Below are 22,791 nucleotides of genomic sequence, written 5' to 3'. Positions count from 1 at the left end.
TTTGCGGCTCCTGCGTCCAGTCGACGATGTAGAACGTCGATCGAGTGATGTCCTCGACGTCACCGCCTGCTCCCCTCACGCCCGTTGCGACATTGCGCAGCGCGGAGTGCCCCTGCCCCGATCCGCTGCGGTGGACGCCCCGGTGTGGCGCACGCCTCGTCCCGACGCCTTGACCCTGTTCCTGGCACAGCCTCTTCAATGGTGAGCACATGGAGCAATCCAGCCCGGCACAACGCTCGTGACTTCACAACCAGAACGCGCTGACTCGCGGTGGGACAACCTACGCCGGCTGCCGGAAGAGACGAAGGAGAATGTCATGGCCAACCCGTACGAGGGCATGCAGGAGTGGGTACAGCAGCTACCGGAGATCGTGCAGCCGCTGGGCGTCGCCGTCGCCGCAACGGTCCCCTACATCGAAGGCGAGGGTGCTGCCGGAATCGGCATCGTCCTCGGGATCAACCCGGTCGTGGCGGCGCTCGCTGCCATGATCGGCAACTTCCTGAGCGTGCTCGCCGTCGTCGTGATCAGTTCCCGTGTCCGGGAGAAGGTCGTCGCCGGTCGAGGAGGCGGGGACGGGCCGGCAGATCCCGCATCCACTGCTCCATCGGCCCGGCGTGTGAAGGGGCAGCGCCGCCTGCAAGGCTGGCTCTCCCGATTCGGCGTGCCGGGCGCGAGCCTCCTCGCCCCGCTTGCTCTGCCCACGCAGCTCACCGCCGCGTTCTTCGCAGCATCGGGGGTCCGGAAGGAGCGGGTCCTGTTCTGGCAGGCGATCGCCATCGTCCTGTGGACCGGCGTCATCGCGGCTCTCGCGGCCGGGCTCGTCGGATTCCTCGGGTGGTGACCGAAGCCTGCGACCACCGCGGGTGGGACGATGGGTTCCCCACGGGCCGGCTGACGGACAGCGGACGCAGCGACTGACCCGGCGAACGAGGACGCGGAAGGAGTGGCGACAGTGGCGTGGAGCACCCGCGAGATCGCCGAGCTGGCAGGGACGACGGTGAATACGGTGCGTCACTATCACCAGGTCGGTCTCCTCGAGCAGCCGGACAGGACGTCCAATGGCTACAAGCAGTACCAGGTCAGGCACCTGGTCCGTCTCCTGAAGATCCGCCGCCTGCGGGATCTCGACGTCCCGCTCGACCAGATCGACGACGTGACCTTCGATGGCGATTCATCGTTCGAGGCGTTGAGGGCGATCGACGCGGACCTCGCCGTGAGCATCGAGAGGCTGCAGCGCGCCAGGGCGGAGATCCAGGCGATCCTCCAGGGCTCCTCCGTGACGGGCGTCCCGGCAGGATTCGAGGATGTGGCGCCCAGGCTGTCCGAGCAGGACCAGTCCCTGATGCTGATCTACTCCCAGCTGTACGACGACGACGCGATGCAGGATCTGCGGTCCATGATCCGGCAGGATCCGGAGTCGCCGGGCAGGGAATTCGACGAGCTGGCCCCTGACGCCGACGAACCAGCACGTGCCGAACTCGCCGAGCGCTACGCACCAACCATCGTCGATGCGATCAGGAACTACCCGTGGCTCACGGAGCCCGGGAAGCACCTGTCGAAAAGTCTGGAGGTCACCCGGAACACCGTCGTCGAATCGATCGCGGCGCTGTACAACCCGGCACAGCTCGACGTCCTTGCGCGAGCAAGCGTCATCGCCGGAACCATCCTCGAGAGGGAACGGGGCACGACGGACGAGCAGACGCCCTGAGGCCGGGCCCCGTCACTTCGGCGTAGCCGGACCTACGCACTCTCGTCGGGGGACCCGCGGAACGGACGCCGCGGGTCCCCCGACGAGACCATCCGACGTCAGTCCTCGTCGCCGGCCGCCGCGGCCTTGACCGCATCCTTCTCGGCGCGCAGGGCCTCCGACTCGTGCTGTTCCTCGGCTTTCTCCTCGCGGATGACCACCGCGAAGAGCTTCTCCATCTCCTTGGCCACGCCCGCTGCCGACGCAGGGTTCTGGCCGGTCACGAGCCGGTCGTCGACCACGACCTTCTCCTTGAAGACGTCCGCGAAGACGTGGGTTGCACCCTGTTCCTCGAGACGGTCCGCCAGGAAGAAGGGAATGACCTTGTCCTTGCCCGCGGCGACCTCCTCGTCATTGGTGAAGGCGGCCACCGTGCGGCCCTCGACGAGGCGGAACCCGTTGTCCAGTTCCACATTCACCAGTCCGGCAGGCCCGTGGCACACCGCGCCGACCAGGCCGCCCCCGTTGTACACGGCAGCCACGAGCTTCTGAAGGCCCTCGCTGTCCGGGAAATCCCACATGGTGCCGTGCCCTCCCACGAGGTAGACGGCGTCGTACTGGGCGGGATCCACGACGTCGACGCGGGCCGTGTTGTACAGACCGGCGCGCGTGGTCTCATCCTCCGTGAAGGCCACCTGCACGGGATCGGAGGTGTCCACCTCGTCGCGCGGGGGTTGCCCGCCCTTGATCGATGCGAAGTCGACGAAGTGCCCGGAGTCCTTGAAGACCTTCCAGGGATGTGCAGCCTCGGCCACGTTGTAGCCCGTCTTCTCCCCCGTGTCGCCGATCTCGGAAACGCTGGTCAGAACCATGAGGATCTTCTTCATGGGGTGCTCCTTTCGTCAGCTCCCCACCCTACGCCCGGGTATCGGCACTCGGCCGTCGTCTACGGGTGTCCATCAATTCCCCGTACTTCAGCTTTCAGCAACGAAAAGACACTAGCGGGCCTGCAGGCGGGTGCCCTCGGCCTGATTGCCTTTCTCCCACTCTGATCCGAACGAGGACGCTCCCGGATCCGCGAAGAAGTCGCCCAGCGCCTCCTCGACCGACTCGACATCGTGAACGAGCCGCAGAGGCATGAAGCCCTTCGGGCCTCCCATCGGTATCTCCACCGACTGATCCGGCACCGGCCCTGTGCGCACCAGGACCGCCCATGATCCTTCGTCGGAGGCGTCGGTGGTGCGATGGCAGATGAAGCCCGGGTGCGAGGCACCGGCCACCTCGAACCGCGCGCCACCCCGCTCGACGGACACCCGCCCGCCCTTCGTGCCGTCCAGAGCACGCAACGCACCGGCAGCCGCCTCCCTTGCCTCCGCGACAGTGCGCATACCTCGACCGCCAACTGTCCAAGCAGCACGCTCGGGAGCCGGCTTCCTGTTCTTCGCTGCGATCCGCCACGCAACGCCCAGATGCGTCCCGGCCACGAACCCTCCTATCCAGGCGATGCCCGCGGAACCAGCCACGTCGATGCGGACGAAAAGCACCAGGCCGACCGCCAGAGCGCCGAGTAAGCACAGCAGCGCCAACCAAGCGTGACGCACCCCGAATCTGAACAGACACGCGCCCAGCAGGACACTCGCAGCGAGGGCTGTGAATGCGGGCCACGACGCCTCGAGTTGTCCAAGGACGATCAGCGCAGCAGTGCCGCAGGCGATGGCAATGCCGAGGATCAGGTATCCCAACCCCGACTCGCTTTTATGCGCAGTGCGTTTCATAAACCTCTTCATCGTCTCTGATCAGCCAACCCGACCGTCCCACAAGTGATGAGTGGGCTCAGGACGATCTATCCGGCGAAGAAACCGCCCTCGATAAGGATCGCTTGCGCGAACGCCCCTCGGAAGAAGACGCATGCAGCGATGATGACAGTCCCGAGAACCCTCAGGTACGGCCTCATCCCCGGCGCCAGGACTCACGCTATCGCTCACCATGGCGCTACTCCTGTCTTTTCGGCAACGAATTCCGCGCACTCAACAACAGCCCAGTATGAGACCGGCCGGAGAGTTCATGAGATAAGCCCCCATCAGCGGTACCTGTCGGTGGCTTCGCAACTTACATCAAGACGAAAACGACAGGGCCTTCGTTGCGATAAACAGGTCAATTCCCTGCCTGGCTGCCACCCCTGGCGGAAATCCAGATGCCCCTTCCCACCGATCCCCGCTCGCCCCTCCTAAGGGCTGCGGCGCCGCAGCCCTTAGGAGCACGTTTCCACTGGGACTCTGTGCGGTTCACTTGGGTAGCAGCATTCCCCGAGCTGCATTCCAGTGGATGCTGAAGTGGGCTGGCCGGGACATCTCGGGTTCAGCATGGCGAGAACGGCCCGAACCGGCTCGAAGACTAGCGAGCAGCCCTTTGACTACATCTAAGGATATCTTTGCCTAAGCTCGAATTGAACGACCAGGAATCCGATACCTGACGCGCGGCTGAGTCCAACAGTTCTCGAACTCGTTCGGATTGGCCCGCTCCTGCCGAGATTTCAGCTCTTCGAAGTAGACTTATGACGGATTCAAGAGACGCGTCAGACGCGCTGGTTGCGCGTTTTCCAGTGTCGAGCGCCAATTCTTCCCTCAAAGAGGCCAGCAGACTACTCAAGTCCACGGTCATCACTCCACTCTCACCAAGACGTTGGGGTCGGGGACATAATACTGAATGCCGCCGCCTGGATATCCGAAGTTGGGACCAACCCTCCCGGATATGTACTCGGAACCTTCGGTAATCCTGAATTGCGCCAACCGTTCCATCGTGTTCACAGACGGCAGAGCCAGATCACTCCTGGTGGCAGGGAGGTTAGGCGTTATATATCGGCCGAGTGCCTCAGACCCGCCACCGAAGAATCGCAGTCCGTACTGCGCGGAGCCAGCAACCTCCAACGATACCGTTCCCGGCTGGAATGACTGCAGAGCCTCTTTCCTGTATTCGCGAGGAACTCCAAGCTTCTGCAGCCACGCAGACGCGTCCTGCACTCCCGCATAGGGGTTGGGCGCAAGATCGGCGAGTCTCGTCACTGGCGGGGCTGGTAGTCGGACCTTCTGGGCGGCACCACCCAACGGAATGGCTCCAGTGCCGCCGCCTATAGCGGTGGCCCGCGCGAGACCCGCTGGAGTGTGAGGCCCGGGCCCGGCAACGTACGCGCCCGCTCCACTGATCGCCCCCTCGACACCGTTCGCGACCGCCACCCGGGCCACGGGGTTGCTGACCATCCTGCCGGCCGCCATACCTACTCCGCCACCGACCATGCCAAGACCACCGGAGATGGCGGCTTGCCCCCAGTTCACGTCACCGGTGGTGGCTTTCTGGATCACGACGTCGGCGCCGAAACTGATCAGTCCCGCTCCGACGACCTGCCCACCCGGGACGAACAGCAACGCCGCTCCGCCCACGATGGCCGCACCTCCGACGACGTATTCCCAGTTGTCTCCGAGCCAGTCCCCGGCGGCGGCGATGGCACCGCCGGTGGAACCGTCGTAGGCCTTCAGTTCATCGTCGGTGAGAGGCCTCAACCCGGTGGGGTCGGTGGTGTTCAGGGGGTTGTTGCCGGCGTAGGCGTAGGGGTTGCCGTCCCAGCCCGCGCCCAGGACGGGAGCCAGAGGGTCCGTGGAGAGGAAGCCCCTGGTCGCCGGGTCGTAAGCGCGTGCGCCGAGCCATTCTAGGCCTGCGATGTCCACACCACCGTGACCGGTGAGGCCGACACCCGCCGGCAGCACCCCGGCCGGCCCCGCGCTGGCATCGAGTCCGGCAGTGCCGGCCCCGGTCATCCCAACGGGAGTCGGGATGATGGGGGTGCCGAGAGCTGCCCAAGGGTCGGTCTCGTCGGTCGGGCGGGCGGCCCGCCAGCTTGGCGCGGTCCAGGCGTCGCCGATCCCGGTGACGCCGCCGGGCAGGGACAGCACCTGCCCACCACCAACACCAGCGATGCCGGTGGTCCCTGCCCCCGCGATGCGGTCACTGAATGGGGTGATGTCGGTGAGGGTGGGGATGGGGTTGGCTGTGTCCCACCAGAGGCGCGTGCCGTCGATGCCGGCGAGCTCGCCGAGCGCGTCGACCCACAGCTCGTGTCGGGACGTGACACCCCCGTCGGGGGTGCGGTTGCAGGTGCCGCTCAGGTGTCCGGTGGGGCCCCACGCGTACTCGGTCCAGGATCCGTCGACGCCGATGAGGCGGGTGCGCCGGCCAAGGCCGTCGTGGACGAATTCCGTCCGGGACCCGTCGGGGCCGGTGATGGCGAGGAGCTGACCCGCGGCGTCGTAATCGAACACCCGTGTCCCCGCGGGGGTGGTGCTCTCGCGGATCAGGCGTCCACCGGCGTCGTACTCCCACTCCGAGGCCACTGCCGGCAGCTGCTCCCGCGCCGCTGCCGATGAGGCGTCAGGCGCCGGATCTGATGCGGACGCACCCACGCTCCTGACGGGCGTGGTAGTGGCGATGATCATCTGCCCGGCTCCGTCGTACCCGTAGCGGGTGATGGCCCCGGCGCGGGTCAGGGCGGTGATCCGTCCGTCGTCGTCCCGACCGATCAGCGTCACATCCGTGCCCGCGGCATTGCTCGAGGCACTGTCAGAGCGGCCCACGTAATCGGCGCGTCCCTCGCGGGTGGAGGAAGTTGTGCGGGTGTGCTCGGTCAGGGTGCCGTTGCGGTAGGTCCATTCCTGGGCGAGGTTCCCGGCGGTGACGCGGGTCAGGCGGCCGGACGCGTCGTGGGTGAACACCGCGTCGCCCAACAACGGGTTGGTGACGGTGGTGAGCCGTCCGGCGGGGTCGTGGGTGTAGGTGGTGGTCGTGCCGCGGGCGTCGGTGAAGCTGGTCCGGTGGCCGTCGGCGTCGTACGCCCACGACAAGCCCTGCCCTCCCCGGGTGCGGGAGGTGAGCTGCCCGCACCGATTGAAGCCGAGTTCGTGATCCACGACCAGCCCGTCAGCACCTGCACCGGCGCCGACGTTCCCGGTGTGGTCGGTGATGACGATGCGCCGGTTCAGGGCATCGCGGTCGATCGCGGCCACCAGACGTCCGTCGATGCTTGTGGTGGCTTCCTGACCGGCGGTGTCATAGGTCCAGGTGGTGGTGTGGCCCTCGGGGTCGGTCTGGGACAGCTGCCGCCCGGCCGGGTCGTAGGTCGCGGTTGTGACCCGCCCCAGCGGATCCGTCACCGAATCGACCTGGTCGGTGGCGGTGTAGGTGCGGGTGGTGACCCCGCCGAGGGGGTCGGTGATCCGGACCAGGCGCCCCCGGGCGTCGTAGGCGAAGTACGTCTTTCCACCGACCCCGCTGATGGTGGAGGTGAGCTCTCCGGCGGTGTTGTAGGTGAAGCGGCGGGTCCCGTACCAGGTGTCCTGCGAGTACGTCAGGCGCCCGCACGCGTCGTACCCGTACCGGGCGGTCCCGTTGCCGGGGGTGCGGCGCAGGATCAACCTGCCGCACGCGTCATAGGTGAAGGACTCGACCTCACCCGTGGGCAGGGTCCGGGAAGCAACTCTCTGATCGGCGTCATACGCCAGCACGGTGGTCGCGCCGGTCGGGTCGGTGGTCTTCCAGGGGCGCCCGCACGCGTCGTACTCGTACCGGGTCACCGCGCCGACGGGCGAGGTGATGGAGGTGATCTTCCCCGCCGCATCCCGGCCCAGGATGGTGAGGCCGCCCTCCCCGTCGAGCAGTTCCACCGGGTTCCCGGCCGCGTCATACGTGATGAGCTCCGCCGACCCGTCCGCGCCGGCCACCTTCGTGGGCCGCCCGTACTGGTCGAAGGTGTAGGTCGCGGATGCGAAGGCGTCCGTGATCGTCGCCGTCCCGTTCCTCCGGTCGGTGGTGGTGTCGGTGCGGACTCCGGTCGGATCCACGACCGCGGTCAACGCACCGACCCTGTCGTATTCGCGGACCCAGTCATGGCCGGCCGGATCCGTGATCCCGACCAGCCGCGACATCGCGTCATGGGAGAACCCCCAGGAGCCGCCGTCGGGCAGGATGGCCGCGGTCACGTTGCCGAGCTCATCCACCACCCGCTCGATCACTCGCCCGAGGGGGTCGACGGTGCGGACCAGGTCCCCCGTCGGCCCGTACTCCAGCTCGGTCCGGCCCCCGTCCGGGGCGACCGACGCCGTCATCCGTCCGGCCGGGTCGTACTCGAAGGACCACACCGCCCCATCCGGATCCTCACGGCGGACCAAGAGCCCCCTGGCGTCGTAACCGAACCGGGTCTCGGCCCCGGACGGGCTGACAGCGGCAACCGGGCGGCCCGCCCGGTCCCGGACGATCCGGGCAACATCCCCGACAGCGTTGCGGGTGGCGACCAGGTCCCCGAACCCGTCGTACTCGAAGCCGACGCTCACGCCGACCGGGTCCGTGACCCGCACCAGCTGGCCGTCATCCCACTCCAGCATCGTCCGGCCGCCCAGGGGGTCGTGCACCACGCACGGGTCCCGGGTGATCCCATCGGGATAGTCGTAGCTGACTACCGATCCGGTGGCGGTGACCAGGGTGGTGATCCGGTCGTGCTCGTCCCACCCGTAGGTCAGGTCCGCGCCCTCAGGGGTCACTGTCCGGATCCTGCGGCCCCGCTCGTCGTATGCGTGCACCGTGACGGAGCCGTCGCGCTCGGTGAGGGACACCAGGTTCCCGTGCCTGTCGTAGGCCATGGACTGGCGCCTGTCCTCGGAATCCAGGACCCCGACCAGGCGGCCCTTCGCATCCGCCACCCACGAGTTGGACCGAGTGCCGTCCTCGTCCGAGACGACGGTGACCCGGCCCGGCAGGTACGCGAACCGGACCCGCCGCCCGTGCTGCGTGAACTGCAGGATCACCCGGCCCTGCTCGTCATACGTGTTCTCCGCCTCCAGGACTCCGGCGGCCGAGACCACGGCGTCGATCAGGCCGGCCTCGTTCCACCGGTAGGAACGGGTCCCCGTCTCCGTGGTGGCAGTCACCAGCCGGCCGGCGTCGTCGTACCCGTACTCCACCCGACGCCCGTCCGAGGACCGCACCACGGTGGCACGCCCCTCCACGTAGCCGATCTCCAGGAAACGCCCCCGCCCATGCGACAACCGGGCCACCAGCGGCACACCACCGGCGGGCCCGCCAGCCGACACCCCGTCATCGGCAGCACCGCCGGCAGGTGCAGCACCCACAGTCACGCTCCCGCCGTCGGGCAGGCGAAGGTCAGCCGGTTCTTCGCGGATCACCGAGACAGTCCGGCCCGGTCCGGACCCGGTCCCCAACCAGAAACCGGCGAGGGAGTAGGCCCACCATCCACCCTGGTTGTTGCGGACCACCAGCAACTCGGAGGATGCATGCACGCCGTCAGACACGGGATCGAGTTCCGTCAGGTCCGCAGAGGTGGCGGGTTCGCAGGTGAGCCAGTAGTTCTCGCCCACGGCCCGGCCCCAGCCGGTGCCCTCGCGGGGGAAGTCGATGGCGCGGCCGTCGGCCAGCACCCAGCGGGCACCCTCGTCTGAGAGGCTCAGGTGCTGGTCCAGCACTGAAGCCCAGCCTGGACCGAACACCCCCGGCACCACCAGGCCCGAGCCCAGCGAGTTGTACATCCGTGAGAGCACCAGACCCGACGCCAGGCCCGTGAAGCCGAGGTCGGTTTCGGGTTCGATGAAGTTCCCGGTCGCGGTGTTCACAGGATCATTCGCATACCCGCTGGTCGGCATCGCGCCCGCCGCCGTCGGCGGGTCAATGCTCAACGCCGACCGGGACGCGCTGACCCCGGCCGCGGCCAGGGCCTCGGCCAGGCCAGCATCCGACACCGTCGAGACGGCACCCTCGCCACCGGCCGCGGCGAACGCGTCAGCAACCGTGACCGCCCACACCGCATCGTTCTCATTCGCCCGCAGATACTCGCGGTAGGCACTGATCACACCGGAGGCCTCGATGGTCCCCCAGTAGCAGCTCGACGCGAACGAGGACAGGTGCCCGGACAGGGCGCCCGGCGCCGAGGACAAACCCTCGTCCAGTCCACGGGCGTTGGTCGCGAATGTACGCAGATGCTCCGGCCGGGCCGAGGACGTCCCGCCCCCGTACCCACCGCCACCGGGCGCAGGTGTCTGGCGGGAACCCGTCGAGGCAGACGCCGGCGCGAACGAGGGAGCGCTGCCGGGATCCATGTTCGGGCGAGCCTCCTCGCCGAACAACCAGTCGCCGAACTGCTCGAAACCGTTGCGGTCGTTGTGCTCGCGCACCCACTCGTTGTTCTTCTTCCGCCGGGTGTCCTCCTCATGACCGGCGTCGATCATCTGCCCTACATACCCGGCGACCGTCCGCAACGCCGCCGCCAACGCTGTTGCATCACTGGCCGCCGTTGTCGCATTCGCCTGGAAGATCTCCGAGAAACGACCACTGAAATCCTCTTTCGCCGTCGAGACATAGGAAGCCCGGGTCGCCGACTGCTCCTCGAGCCGGGACGCCGCGGACTCGAACGCCGACTTCACCGTTCCCGCCACCCCGTAATCGAACCGCCCACCATCGGACGCATCCGATACCGGCAACAACGGCACCTCAACGAAATCGGTCACAACCAACGCCCCCCAGAAGCAACAAACAGCAGAAAGAACCGAAAAACGACCAGCCGCCGACATTGCCGGACGGCATCCCACACCCGCAAGAGACCGTAGAACCCTGCCGGCCCGGAAATCACCTCAGGCCGGTGGAAAACGCAAAGAACCCGGGCCGGGAGAAATACGGGCCGGTAGAACTGATCCGCACCGATGAGGTGATCGCGCCCCTCGATCCGGCGGCGCGATCACCTCACCTCATATCGGCGAATGCGTACTTAGGCGCCGCCGCCGGCGGAGAAAATGTCCTGCGAGATCTTCTGCAGCTGCGTCCGCAGCTCTTCCAGTTCCTGCTTGGCCTTATCCAGGGCGGCCTTCGTCTCCGGCCACGTCGAACCCCGGAACTGCGAGGCCAGCGGCCCGTCCCAGATATTCGGGTCCGACAGGATCCTGCCCTGCGCATCCAGCGCCGAGATCTGATCGGTGAAACCACCATTGATGATCGACTGGACCTGGCCGATAGCAGCCTTCGCTTGCTCGGTAGACAACACACGCGACATGAAAAATATCCTCCCCAAGAGACAACCGCTTCAATGCCGGGCTGAACGACCGGCGAGCGGACGCTCGTGACGCTACCAATACCAATTCGCAAAAGCCACTACCGGAGTAAACGTTGCGTGAAACGTCCGCAACAACTGCAGGAGTGCCGGACGAAGAATGCGTTCGCCCGCACGTATGATGCTCAAGGCACCGAACGGAATTGGGGACGATCATGGCCACACGGTCTCGCATGCACCAGCACAACCCGAGGCGCCTCGGCGCGCCCGGACGGGGGCTGAGTGCCGTCCTCGTTGCCGTGGGACTGATCGCGACGACGTCGTGCACACCCACCCGCAACCCGGAGCCGGTGTCGGACCCGGTCAAGCTCCTGCAGACCGTGCGTGTGAACCTCTCCCCTGCCGCAGGCGTGGAGACGATCGAGGGAACCACCATCGCGGTGACCGCGACCGGCGAGTCCTCTGCGAAGGACACGGAGTACAACACCGCCGACACGGTGGGCGAGCTGCCGGTGCGGGTGAGCCTCCAGTACCGGGCCGGGAACAGGTCCGGGTCCGATCTCACGGATCTCCAGGGCCACACCGGCCCGGTCGAGATAGACCTGACACTCGAGAACCTCACCGTCAAGCCACAGACCATCGAGTACGACGCGGCGGGCCAGACCCGCTCCGACACCGCCCTCGTCGGTGCTCCGCTGACGATCGCCGCATCGACGAAGCTGGAGGGCGTACGGGCGGACGACGTCACCCCGGGCTCCGCGGACGGTTCGACGGGCACCAACGGGGTTCTGAGCAGCACGAAGGACGGCTCGGCGGTCGTGCAGTGGGCCACGGTCCTGGCCCCGCCACGTTCCGGAGCCAGTACCACGCTGCGCCTCGTGGCCGACGTCGAGGACTTCCAGGTGCCCGCATTCGATCTGGCGGTGCAGCCGGGCCTGAACAACGATCTGAGCGCCGACGGCGTGGTCACCAGCGCATTCTCCTCGGGTACGGGGTCCGAACTCGATCTGCAGCGGCGCACCATCTCCCTGGTCTCCGACGTGAACATCGTGCTGACCAAGGCAGGATCCACCATCACGGACGTCCGGCAGAACCTCGAAACCACCGCCGAGACCCTGGGCGTCGAGACTGCCGGTGAACTGCGCGACAACTCCCAGGCCCTGGCCCGGACGATGCTGGACCTGAAGGAGCAGCTGCAGGTCCTCGGTGGGGACCTGGAAGCTGCGACGAACGCGACGCAGTCCACGACGATGTCCCAGCTGCAGCAGACCGTGTCCGCGGTGGACGCGATGCTGGGCGACACGTCGGCCGCGCCCACCACGGTCCCGATCTCCGGCGACGGCTGTTCCGCCGAGGTGCCGAAGCCGGGCCAGACGGCCACGGTCTACTCCAGCATCCTGACGATGGCGGCGCAGCTCGATGCCTACGCGAAGGTCAGCGCAGACTGCCGCGACTCCGTCGCCGACTCCCTCAGGATCACGGTGGGCCCGGAGAACCCGACACCGGAGGAGTGCGCCGAACAGGGCTCGGTGACATGTTCGCTGCGCAGTTCAGCAACGACCGTCACGGCTGCCCTACTGGGCCTCAAGGCGAAGGGCGACGCGCTCGTCGCGGGCCTGCAGCCGCAGATGATCGAGAACGCGATCGCCGACCAGGAGAGTTCCACAAAAGCGCTGGAACAGGTGGATGCGGACCTCGAGACGCTGCTCGCCGGTGCCGCGGACGATGAGGACTACGTGACGGCCCTCGCAGCGGTGAGGGACGCGATCACGTCCGCCCGGAAGTCCGTCGGAACGACCCGGGATGCCTCGGAGATGGCCCGCGACAGCGTCGACGGTCTCCGGGACAAGCTGAGGGCCATCGGCGAGACAGCGGAGGAAGCCAGAGGCGAACTGGTCGACGGCTCACGGCGGGACGGCTCGATGACGCAACAGACCCAGCAGCTCGCCGACGAGCTGTGCGAGCTGGCCGACGGCGATTCTCCCCGGAGGGGCCGGCTCTCCACGGGCGAGGTGGAGGAGCTGCGCTCCTACCTGACGTCCATGCCCTGCGAGCCGTCCGACTCCGAGCCAGAGCCAGAGCCCACCGAATCCGAGCCGACGCCCTCCCCCACGATCATCCCAACGCCGACGCCCACGGTGACGCCGGGCGATCCCTCCGCAGACAAGCCGTCGCCAGGCGGATCCACGACGGACGTACCGGCAACGGACGAACCGGCAACGGACGGATTCGCAACGGACGGGTCCACGACGGGCGCCACGATGGACAGCGCTGTGCACCTCCGGACGACGGTCGAGGCGCTTCCCGTGCTGGACCTGATCCCGCCCCGCGACTTCGCGGACCCGCTGGACGTCCGGCTCCGTGAGCAGGCCACCGCCTGGGACTCGGTCCTCGACGCCGTCGACACCACGGACCCGGATCAGAAGATCTCCAGGGCCTTCGACGACCTGGACGAAGCCATCACCGGCAACGACTCCGGGCTGGACGCGATCGACGAGGCCGTGAAGAAGCTGGACGAGGCCGCGACGGAAGACGTCAGTAGCACCCGCAACGAACTCGAAGCCCTCAAGGTGGTGCTCGTCGAAGCGATCGGCTCCTCCGACCTGGTGGCCCAGAGCCTCGAGGGGCTGCAGGAGCAGCAGGACGAACTCGGCGTCGAGATCAGGGAGTCCCTCCGCGACGTCTCGAAGGAGACCTCCACCGAGATCTCGAAGCTCGTCGACGACCAGGTGCGGGAGGTCGCCGAGATCGGCGACGCTGGCTCCGCCTCCGTCATCACGGCGTTCGACCGCTCCATCACCGGCCTGAAAGCGACCTCGGACGACGTCGTGACCGAGGCCGGCGGGACGGTGGACAAGCAGCGCAACGAACTGAACGAGCGCGGCGACGCCCTGGCCGCGAGCCTCGACAGGAGCACCCGGTCCTCGCTCGCGAACATCGCCTCCAGCACGTCCGGTTCCACCCGCGATGTCGAGGGCGCGAGCGCACTGCTGGCGTCGAGCCTCAACAACGTGATGCTCGATCTCGGCGACCGCACGGTGAACGGCTCCGGCCTCCTCGGCTCCATGGCCACCAGCGCAGCCAAGGCCGACACCGCCGACTTCCAGCTGGCCCTCGCCTCCCAGAACGCCGAGGGGTACACCAACATCCGCTCACGGGACGTGGACGGGCTGCTGCTGCGCCAGGCACAGTTCAAGGCCTCCCTCGCGGCCGTCGAGGAACTGCCGCCCTTCCACCTCGAGGTGCCGGAGGGCGCGGCGTCGCAGACCCTGTACACCCTGACGATCGACGCCGGCGTATGAGCCCGCGCACCAGACTCATGACGCTGCTCGTCGTCGGGGCTGCCCTCGTCGTCGCGGCCGTGATCGCCCTGACCGCGGTGGTGAATCGCCCCGCCGAGGCCATCCGGCCCGACCCCGTGGCCGCAACCGTTCCCGTGGCGCTGCAGGCCGAAGGCCTGCCCGAGGACCTGACCATCGGCGTCGTCCTGACGTTCGGCCAGTCCGGCGAGCCCGGCTCCGAGTACAACCGGGCGGCTCAGGGCGCAGTCGTCGCCGCACAGCGCTTCGCCCAGGGCGGCGCCGCCCTCACCCTCCCCACCGCGAACGACCGCGGGACCGAGGACGGCGCACGCGCCGCCGTCCAGGCACTCGCCGAGCAGGGCGTGTCCGGCGTCGTCATCGCGAGTTCGGGCACGCAGGCCCGGGCGGCGGCCCAGGCCGCTTCGAAGCTCGGACTCCCGGCGATCCTGCCGTACGCGCAGCCGGCGGAGGCAGCGCCGTCCCTCTGGACCACGATGCCGTCCCGCAGCTCCGTCGACGTGGCCCTCCGGACGGCGGTGAACGGCAGGACCAGCGTCCTGCTCGTCACCGACGGCGGCCCCACCCCTGCGTCGGTACCGATCGCGCAGACCCTCGACCTCCAGGACTTCGACGACGTGACGGGCATGGCACAGGAAGCCGCCATCCTCACCGGCGACCAGCAGCGCGCGCCGGACGCCCCCGCGGGCAACGGGTCCACGGGAGCCACCGGTTCCGCGGACGCCGTGGTCGTCTCCGCCGCCACTCCGCAGCGGCTGGCCCGTCTGGTCCAGGCCCTGCAGTCCCGGAACGTCTCCGTACCCCTGATCCTGCCCGACGGCGCGACCGCCCCGGACTTCGCCTCCGCGCTCTCCGATCTCGACGGGACCGCCTCAGGGCAGCTGGTCGGCATCGCGCCGTCCGCCGGCGACAGCGCCGCCCTGCAGCAGGACGCCCAGGGGCGCGGGATGTCCGCCTTCCTGTCCGCCGTGCGCCTGGCGGCGGGCGACGCCGACGTCAAGAACCTGACCGGTGACGCCCCGTTCTCCGCTGATGCCTGGGCAGCCGACGCGGCCAGCCACGACGCCGTCGTCGCCCTGGTGCGGGCGGTCGCCCTGGCCGGCAGCGGCGATCCGTCAGAGGTCGGCGAGGCGCTTCGCTCCGTCTCGCTGGGTCCCGGTGAAGGGCTCGCAGGACCGCCGCTGGACTTCTCGCGCCCCGAGGCGCTCACCGCCGAAGCCATGCCGGTCTACGCGTCCCCCCAGGACCTGGGCCTGCGCCCGGCGGACGAGGACGCCCCGCGCCTCGTCTGGGTGCCGGCGCCGGCCCCCACGCCCGGCCCCTGACCGAACGTCCCCGGCCCACGCTCCGTGGACGGGTCCACTCCACTGACAGAAGGATCGCCCGGTGCGCGTGCTGATAGACCTGGACGAGCGTCGCTTCGAGTGCGAGGTGGCGCACGCAGCGCCGGCCACCACGCTGGCGGACCTGGTGGAGATCGCCGGCGGGCCACGCCTCGGGCCCGACGAGTCCGTGTTCGTGGACGAGGCCGAGGTCCGCGGGTCCACCCCTGTGTCGGAGCTCGTCCTCCTGGAGGGCAGCCGCATCGCCCGGGCACCGTGGCCGGCTCCCCAGCGCGTGCGCGACTGGAGCGTGACACTCGCCGGCGGCCAGCACACCGGCGCGGTGACCGACGTCCCTCGCGGTCGCGAGATGCTCATCGGCCGGTCACCCCACGCCGATCTCACCCTGCCCGCCGAGAGCGCATCCTGGGAGCACTGCCGCCTTCGCCGGGAGGACGACGGCGTGCGGGTCCTGGACAGCGGCTCCACGAACGGGACCCTCGTGGACGGCGAGAGGGTGGGGGACGACGGCGTCCTGGTCCGCGAGATCGCCACGATCACGGCGGGCGGGACAGTGCTCCTGCTGCGCCGGTCCCTCGACGAGACCCCGGCCCCCGCGCCGGGCAGCCTGCACAACCTGACCCCCGCGGCGACGGCGCCCTTCAACCGGCCGCCCCGTCCCGGAAAGGCCCCGGCGGCCGACGCGCTCATCCCCCCGAGCCCCAAGGACGTCCCGCCCGCCGGCAAGTTCAGCTACATCAGCGTGCTCGCGCCCCTCGTGATGGCCGTGGCCATGGTCATCATCCTGCGGGACCTCCGCTTCGCGATGTTCGCCATGCTCAGCCCGGTCATGGCCGTGGGCATGTGGTTCGAGCAGAAACGCCGTCACGCCCGCGGACTCAAGGACGAGGACGCCCGCTTCACCGCAGCGATCGAGGATTTCGAGCAGCAGATCCGTGCGGCAGCGGAGACCGAGACCGCCCTGCGCCACCGGCTGATCCCCGACCCCGCGACCGTCGTACGGCGCGCGGCTCTCCCCGCCACCTCCCTGTGGCAGCGCCGCGCCGACGCCGACGACTTCCTGGCCCTGCACGCCGGCACGGGCGACGTCCCGTGGAAGCCCCCGGTGGATCGGTCGGCCGGCCCCCGCATGCAGGAGAAGGTCAGGGACTCCCTCGCGGCGGCGCGCCTGCTGGCCGCACCCGTGCTGGTGGACCTCACCGACGCCGGAGTGGTGGGCATCGTGGGACCGCGGGACGGCACCCTGGCGCTCGCGCGGTCCCTCCTCGCCCAGGCCGCGGTGCACGTCGGACCCGCAGACCTGACCGTCGGCGTCTTCTGCGACGCCGGACGCGCCGACGAGTGGGAGTGGGCTTCCTGGCTCCCGCATACCCGCCAGGCCGGCAGCAGCACGGGCCGGCGGTGGATGTCCGATCATCGTGAGACGAGTCTTGCCATGCTCCGCTCGCTCAAGGACACGGTCGCCGAACTGCCCACGCCGGCCCTGCTGGTGGTCCTGGACTCCGAGGTCCTCACCGAGGGCCGGGATGCCCCGGCTCGCGCACTGCTCGGCATGGGCCGCTCCGTTCCGGGGGCCTCCCTGACGGCGCACCAGCGCACGTCCCGGGTGGCGGGCATCGTCATCGCCACGTCCGAGGAGCAACTGCCGGCGGCCTGCACCACCATCATCAGGGTGGGGTCGGATGCAGCGGCCACCGTCGAGCAACCGGAGGACCTGGTCCGCGTGGACGACGTCATCCTCGCTGGCCTCGACGAGGAGGAGGCGCTGCGCTGCGCCATGCGCCTGGCACACTTCGACGACCCGGAGCTCAGCGTCCCCGGGGCTTCCCTTCCCGCCCTCGTGCGGCTGCCCCGACTCCTGGGCTACGAGCACCCCGACCCGGCCACGATCCGCCGCATGTGGGAGACCTCCCCGGGGGTGTCGACGCCGATCGGCACGGACGAGAACGGGACCCTGACGCTGGACCTCGTCAAGGACGGCCCGCACGGCCTGGTGGGCGGCACCACCGGCTCCGGCAAGTCCGAGTTCCTGCGCTCCCTCGTGGCGGGCCTCGCGGCACGCAACGATCCCACCCGCCTGAACTTCATCCTCGTGGACTTCAAGGGCGGGGCGGCGTTCAAGGCCTGCGAACGTCTCCCGCACACTATCGGCACCATCTCCAACCTGGACGAGCAACTGGCCGACCGCGCCCTCCTGGCCCTGGAAGCGGAGATGGAGCGCCGCCAGCGGGTCTTCGCGGCGGCCGGCGAGGGTATCGACAACCTGAACGCCTACCTCGCCACGAACCCTGCCGAGCCCATGCCGAGGCTGCTCCTCGTGATCGACGAGTTCGCGATGCTGGCGAAGGACTTCCCGGACGTGCTCAAGGCGCTCGTCAGCGTGGGGGCCGTGGGCCGGACCCTGGGCGTGCACATGATCCTGGCGACGCAGCGCCCCGCCGGCGTCGTCAGCGAGGACATCCTCGCGAACACCAACCTCCGGGTGGCGCTGCGGGTGCAGAGCCGCGAGGACTCCAGCAACGTCATCGGCGTCCCGGCGGCCTCGGCGATCGGCCGGGCACAGATGGGCCGGGCCTACGTGAAGCTCGGCCAGGACGAGATCACACCCGTGCAGACGGCCCTCGTCACGGGACGCGTGCAGGCCGGCGGGGGCGCGGCGGTGGATGTCCGCGAGGTGCGCCGGTTCGGCGTCCCCGTGCCCCCGGCGGCGGCGTCCGCAGCCGCGGCGTCGGACGAGAACGACCTCGACCTCCTCATCGATGCCGTGGTGGGGGCCAACGCCGACGCCGGCTACGCACCGCCGCGGCAGGTCTGGCCCGAGGCCCTCGGCGAGCGCGTGGAGCTGGACGGGTTCCTCCCCGAGGGGCACGACGACGGCGCGGACGAACCCGACCCGCACCACCTGCCGAGGGTGGGCGGGGTGCGGGGCTCCTCGGTGCTGGTGACGCTCATGGACGAGCCGGAGTTGCAGCGCCAGTCCGCGGCGGGCTGGGACCTGTCTGCGGGCAACCTGATGCTGATGGGCGTGGCCGGTTCCGGTACGACGACCGCACTGGCGTCCATCGCGCTGTCCCTCGCCCGGGACACGGATCCGGCCGACCTCGACCTGATGGTCCTCGACCTGGGTTCGCGGGCGCTCGCGGCCCTGGAAGGGCTGCCGCACACCGTCGCCTACGTGGGTTCCGGGGCCGGCGCCAAGGAGCAGCAGGCCCGCTTCCTGCGACATCTGCACGGCGAGCTGGAACGGCGCCGCGCGGAGCCTGGCACGCACCGCCGCACCGTGGTGCTGCTGGACGGCCTGGCCTCCCTGCGGGACGAGCTCCAGGACTACGAGGGGCAGCAGCTGCTGGACCTGCTGTACCGTGCGTACGCGGACGGCCCGGCGCTCGGACTCTCCTTCGCGGTCTCCACCACACGTGCCAAGGCGGTGCCCTCGGCCATGAACGAGGTGACCCTCCAGCGGTGGCTGTTCCGGTTGGCGGACACCTACGACTACTCCTCGCTCGGCGTCCGCGGCAAGCAGATCCCGGCCGCACTCCCGGGCCGCTGCGTGGACCCCCGCACCGCGCTCCAGATGCATGTGGCCACGCCCCGCATCGGGGTCGCCGCCGCCGTGGACCGGGTACGGCAGGGCTGGGCCGACGCCCCCACGAAGTCCCGGGCCATCCGGCGCCTGCCTGCGGACGTCACCCTGCAGGACCTGGGGGTGGAACCGCACCTGGACGCCGAGCCGTGGCGCATCCCGATCGGACTCCAGGAGTCGGACCTCTCCCCCGCGTTCCTGGAGGTCTACGAGGGTGAGCATGCGCTCATCGCCGGGCCCGCCCGCTCCGGGAAGTCCACGCTGCTCATGGCACTCGCCGCGGCCCTGCGGGGAGCGGCCACACCCCAGGGAGCAGCCCAGGTCTGGGGCATCTGCGACCGTCGCTCCCCCCTGGCCTCCGCTGCCCTCGACCGTACGGCCGTCGGCGCGGACGAGGTCCCGGCCCTGCTGGCGTCCCTGCGGCTCGAGCGCGGCCCGGTGTTCCTCCTGGTCGACGACGCGGAGCGGTTCGAGGACCCCGACCAGTCCATCGCCGGCATCGTGGCCTCCGGGACGTCGGGATTGTGCGTCATCGCGGCGGGCCGGGCCGCGGATCTCCGCGGACTGTACGGACACTGGACCAAGACGGTCCGCAAGTCACGCCTCGGCGTGCTGCTGCAGCCGGATGTGGACTACGACGGCGAGCTGCTGGGTGCGGCGCTGCCACGGAAGGCGCCGGTGGCGTTGACCACCGGACGCGGATACCTCGGGGTGGGCGGACAGGTGTCGCTCGTCCAGTCGATCAGTCCCGGAGGCTGACCGGCACCTACGATGACAGGGGCCCAGACACGGGTGCGCACGGCAGATCAGACCGACGGCGTCGGAGAGAGGGAGAGGGAACGGTATGCAACTCGCACAGACGGGCCAGGCGCTCGGCGCGTCCTACCGCTTCGGTGAGCGGGTCGGCTCCGGAGCCGTCGGTGAGGTGTGGACCGTCACCGCGAGCGACGACCGGATCCTCGCCGCGAAGGTGCTGCGTCCCGAGCACGCCGATGATGCCTCGCTGGTGGAGCGGTTCGTCCGTGAGCGGTCCGTGCTGCTCGGGCTGCAGGACTCCTCCATCGTCACGGTGCGCGACATGGTGGTGGAGGGCGCGAGGCTGGCCATCGTCATGGACTACGTCGCCGGCGGCTCCCTGCGGGACGTCGTACGGGAAGCCGGCACGCTGCGTCCCGCGGACGCGCTGGGCGTCACCGCCGAGGTGCTCGACGCACTGGCGTTCGCCCACACCCGGGGCGTGACGCACCGCGACATCAAGCCGGACAACGTGCTCCTCGCCCGGCCCTGGACCGGGTGGACCCCGGGCGACGTCCGGGTCTCCGACTTCGGCATCTCCGACGTCGTGGGCGAGAGGGTCCGCCAGACGACGGGCCTCATCGGCACTCCGCAGTACATGCCGCCGGAACTCATCAGCCAGGGCCGCTCGGGCCCTCCCGGTGATGTCTACTCCACGGGGGTCCTGCTCTACGAGCTGCTCGCCGGACGCACCCCCTTCGCCGGCCCGGGCACGGACTTCAGCGTCGCCTACCGCCACGTCTCCGCCCATCCGCCGAGGATCCCCGTGGACGACGGCCTCTGGGACGTCCTGGCCGGGCTCCTGTCCAAGGACCCCGCGGAGCGCCCCACCGCCGCCGAGGCGGCAGCGACGCTCCGACGCCTCGCGCTGCGCCTCGCCGCGAGCGCGCCCCTCGCGCCCGGGGAAGCCCCGGCGGACTTCGACGACGTCGATCGCCCCGCCACGGTGGTCCGCGGCGCCTTCACGGACGCGGAGCTCGCAGCCCTGGCGTCAGCCCCGCCCGCCGACGACAGCACGGAGGTCCCGCGGCTCGGGGAGGCGGGCAACACGACCATCGTCCGCCCTCTGCCGCGACGCGACGTGCGGCCGGTGGCCGGGACCCGACTCGAACCCGCGGGCGCGCGCCCGTTCTGGCGCACCCGCAAGGCCCTCCTCCTCGCGGGAACGGCTGTGCTCCTCCTGGTGGGGATGGTCGTCGGGTTCGTGGTCCTCAGCCCTGCCGAGCGGCCGGCGGCGTCCGCCGGTGCCGGCGCTCCGCTGTCGGCCCAGACGCAGGACACCGCCCTGCCCACCGGCCTGACGATCTCGCGGGCCGCCGCCTACGAGCCCTCCTCCGGCCGGATCCGCCTGACGCTCACCTACGCAGCACAGAAGGCGCCGCTGTCCGGGGAGTTCCTCGAGGTGGTCCCGGGGATGGCCGAGGGTGAGGCGTGCCCTGCCGTGAGCTGGGAGGGTGCCCCCGCCAAGCGCAACCAGGCCTCCATCACCGGGCTCGATGTCGCGTGCGGCTGGACGCTGTCGGACCTGCAGGTCCCGGCGGGAGGGTCGGTCCAGGTGACCGCCTCGGTGTCGGCGCAGCCCACCGACCAGCAGGCGCTCGATGCGTGGATCCGTGGCGGGTCCGAGGCGACGTCGGCCGCGACGCAGGACCCGGCCGTTCCGGGCACCGCCTACCCCGTTCAGCGTCTGACCGGGGTGGAGGTCCGCACCCCGGCGCGTGTGGTGACGCCGAGCCCCCTGAAGATCACGCTCATCCCCGTGTGGGCCGGCGGTCCGGACGAGCTGAACCCGCTCTACGTCAGTCCGGCGTCGGGCAAGCCGTCGCAGATGTTCACAGCAGTCGCAGGCGGCGAGGACGGGGTGCGGTTCTCCGACGGCTGCGGTGGGGCGCTCGCCGTCGACAGCTCGGGGCTCACCGTCACCGCCCTGCAGATCACGCCGGAGTGCACGGTGCGCGCGACCGTCGGGAACTTCACCGAACTGCAGTCCCCGGGCTTCGGGATCACGTCCCGCGAGGACGCGAACGGCTGACCCCGGCCCGGGTGCTCCCGTCCGCTCAGCGCCGGACGGGAGTCCCGATCCCCGCCGTCAGGCGTCGTCGTGCCTCCTCCGGAGGGATGTACTCCCCGACGGTCGGATAGGACCCGAGCGTGGCCACCGACGTGACGATCGTGTGCGGATAGACGTGCACGAGATTGAAGGCCTGCGCCCCGTCCCGGCCGCGGATCCCGCCCACGGGGACGTTGAGGTCCTGCGTGTAGCAGGTCGACGACGCGACCGACACGGGGATCCCTGCGAAGAGCGACGACGACGGGAAGTGCACGTGCCCGGCCAGGATCAGCCGGATGTCCTTCCCCGCCACGATCTCCGCCAGCCGGTCCTGCCGGCGCAGCTCGGTCAGCACGGCGAGATCCTGCACCATGGGGATCGGCGGGTGGTGGAGGGCCAGGATGCTGCCCTCGGGCGCGGGCCGTGACAGCTCGGCCTCGAGCCACGCGAGCTGGCCGTCGTCGAGCTCCCCGTGATGGTGCCCCGGTACCGACGTGTCGAGGGTGATGACGCGCAGGCCGCCCAGGCGGTGGCTGCGGTACAGCGGGGTCTCCTCCGGCGGCTCCCCGAGCAGTTCCCTGCGCAGGGCCGCTCTCTTGTCGTGGTTGCCCATGAGCCAGATCACCGGAGCGTCCAGCTGCTGCGCGAAGGGTTCGACGACGTCGCGCAGGGCCCCGTAGGCCTCGGGGTCGCCCGTGTCCGTGAGGTCGCCCGTGAAGACGAGCGCGTCCGGCCGGACGCCGGACCGCAGGATCTCCGCGAGGAGCTGGGCGAGCCGTCCGCGTCCGTCCACCCCGCCGTAGAGCAGGCCGTCGGCCACGAAGTGGGTGTCGCTGAAGTGGAGGAGGAGGTGGTCGGCGGGGGGATGCTCCCGGGAGTGGTGCGCATCCCCCCGCCTGCTGGGAGTCGGCATGGG

The 22,791-nt window shown here is 69.7% G+C and carries 11 protein-coding genes; 6 read left to right on the top strand and 5 right to left on the bottom strand.

The window, feature by feature from the left end; all coding sequences use genetic code 11:
• Positions 1-316: 316 nt before the first annotated feature.
• Together ACX80L_RS09485 and ACX80L_RS09480 are read left to right on the top strand one after the other, a co-directional pair.
• Positions 317-841 carry a small multidrug efflux protein gene (locus ACX80L_RS09485; protein WP_133080360.1) on the top strand — a complete coding sequence of 175 codons (525 nt, stop codon included), beginning with the start codon at positions 317-319 and terminating at the stop codon, positions 839-841.
• Positions 842-952: 111 nt separating this feature from the next.
• Entirely contained in the window at positions 953-1,708 is a 756-nt protein-coding gene (locus ACX80L_RS09480; protein ID WP_459289228.1) for a MerR family transcriptional regulator, read from the top strand.
• Positions 1,709-1,806: 98 nt separating this feature from the next.
• Here the strand turns inward: ACX80L_RS09480 and ACX80L_RS09475 are convergent, their stop codons facing one another.
• The 4 genes from ACX80L_RS09475 to ACX80L_RS09460 all read right to left on the bottom strand — a co-directional run bounded on the left by ACX80L_RS09475 (position 1,807) and on the right by ACX80L_RS09460 (position 10,787).
• The gene (locus tag ACX80L_RS09475; RefSeq protein WP_459289226.1) at positions 1,807-2,574 is read right to left on the bottom strand and encodes a type 1 glutamine amidotransferase domain-containing protein; all 768 of its coding nucleotides are present in this window, start codon (positions 2,572-2,574) and stop codon (positions 1,807-1,809) included.
• 111 nt (positions 2,575-2,685) lie between these two features.
• On the bottom strand, positions 2,686-3,462 hold the full coding sequence (locus tag ACX80L_RS09470) for a hypothetical protein (protein ID WP_459289224.1): 777 nt from the start codon (positions 3,460-3,462) through the stop codon (positions 2,686-2,688).
• Between the two features lie 885 nt (positions 3,463-4,347).
• A complete protein-coding gene (locus ACX80L_RS09465; protein WP_459289222.1) occupies positions 4,348-10,248 on the bottom strand; it encodes a DUF6531 domain-containing protein in 5,901 nt (1,966 codons plus the stop codon).
• 257 nt (positions 10,249-10,505) lie between these two features.
• Positions 10,506-10,787 (bottom strand): pyrophosphorylase, encoded by a 282-nt coding sequence (locus ACX80L_RS09460; RefSeq protein ID WP_133080355.1) that lies wholly within the window; start codon positions 10,785-10,787, stop codon positions 10,506-10,508.
• Positions 10,788-10,999: 212 nt separating this feature from the next.
• Here ACX80L_RS09460 and ACX80L_RS09455 point away from each other — a divergent pair, with 212 nt between their 5' ends.
• The 4 genes from ACX80L_RS09455 to ACX80L_RS09440 all read left to right on the top strand — a co-directional run bounded on the left by ACX80L_RS09455 (position 11,000) and on the right by ACX80L_RS09440 (position 21,857).
• Positions 11,000-14,086 carry a hypothetical protein gene (locus ACX80L_RS09455; protein WP_459289221.1) on the top strand — a complete coding sequence of 1,029 codons (3,087 nt, stop codon included), beginning with the start codon at positions 11,000-11,002 and terminating at the stop codon, positions 14,084-14,086.
• The gene (locus ACX80L_RS09450; protein ID WP_459289220.1) at positions 14,083-15,429 is read left to right on the top strand and encodes a type 1 periplasmic-binding domain-containing protein; all 1,347 of its coding nucleotides are present in this window, start codon (positions 14,083-14,085) and stop codon (positions 15,427-15,429) included. The genes ACX80L_RS09455 and ACX80L_RS09450 overlap by 4 nt, the downstream gene beginning before the upstream one ends.
• Before the next feature lie 61 nt (positions 15,430-15,490).
• Positions 15,491-19,789: an FtsK/SpoIIIE domain-containing protein gene (locus ACX80L_RS09445; RefSeq protein ID WP_459289219.1), complete on the top strand. Its 4,299-nt coding sequence runs from the start codon at positions 15,491-15,493 to the stop codon at positions 19,787-19,789.
• Between the two features lie 85 nt (positions 19,790-19,874).
• On the top strand, positions 19,875-21,857 hold the full coding sequence (locus tag ACX80L_RS09440; RefSeq protein ID WP_459289218.1) for a serine/threonine-protein kinase: 1,983 nt from the start codon (positions 19,875-19,877) through the stop codon (positions 21,855-21,857).
• Between the two features lie 25 nt (positions 21,858-21,882).
• Here the strand turns inward: ACX80L_RS09440 and ACX80L_RS09435 are convergent, their stop codons facing one another.
• Positions 21,883-22,788: a phosphodiesterase gene (locus tag ACX80L_RS09435; RefSeq protein WP_459289216.1), complete on the bottom strand. Its 906-nt coding sequence runs from the start codon at positions 22,786-22,788 to the stop codon at positions 21,883-21,885.
• Positions 22,789-22,791 lie beyond the last annotated feature (3 nt).

This window comes from Arthrobacter sp. MDT1-48-3, from assembly GCF_054511015.1.
Note: the sequence above shows the minus strand (reverse complement) of the source record. Positions and strands in the feature narration are given on the sequence as shown.

Bases quoted from the DNA above. Each gene is read 5' to 3' on its own strand.
- ACX80L_RS09485 (WP_133080360.1), top strand. From the start codon at position 317: ATGGCCAACCCGTACGAGGGCATGCAGGAGTGGGTACAGCAGCTACCG.
- ACX80L_RS09475 (WP_459289226.1), bottom strand. From the start codon at position 2,574: ATGAAGAAGATCCTCATGGTTCTGACCAGCGTTTCCGAGATCGGCGAC.
- ACX80L_RS09470 (WP_459289224.1), bottom strand. From the start codon at position 3,462: ATGAAACGCACTGCGCATAAAAGCGAGTCGGGGTTGGGATACCTGATC.
- ACX80L_RS09460 (WP_133080355.1), bottom strand. From the start codon at position 10,787: ATGTCGCGTGTGTTGTCTACCGAGCAAGCGAAGGCTGCTATCGGCCAG.
- ACX80L_RS09455 (WP_459289221.1), top strand. From the start codon at position 11,000: ATGGCCACACGGTCTCGCATGCACCAGCACAACCCGAGGCGCCTCGGC.
- ACX80L_RS09450 (WP_459289220.1), top strand. From the start codon at position 14,083: ATGAGCCCGCGCACCAGACTCATGACGCTGCTCGTCGTCGGGGCTGCC.
- ACX80L_RS09440 (WP_459289218.1), top strand. From the start codon at position 19,875: ATGCAACTCGCACAGACGGGCCAGGCGCTCGGCGCGTCCTACCGCTTC.
- ACX80L_RS09435 (WP_459289216.1), bottom strand. From the start codon at position 22,788: ATGCCGACTCCCAGCAGGCGGGGGGATGCGCACCACTCCCGGGAGCAT.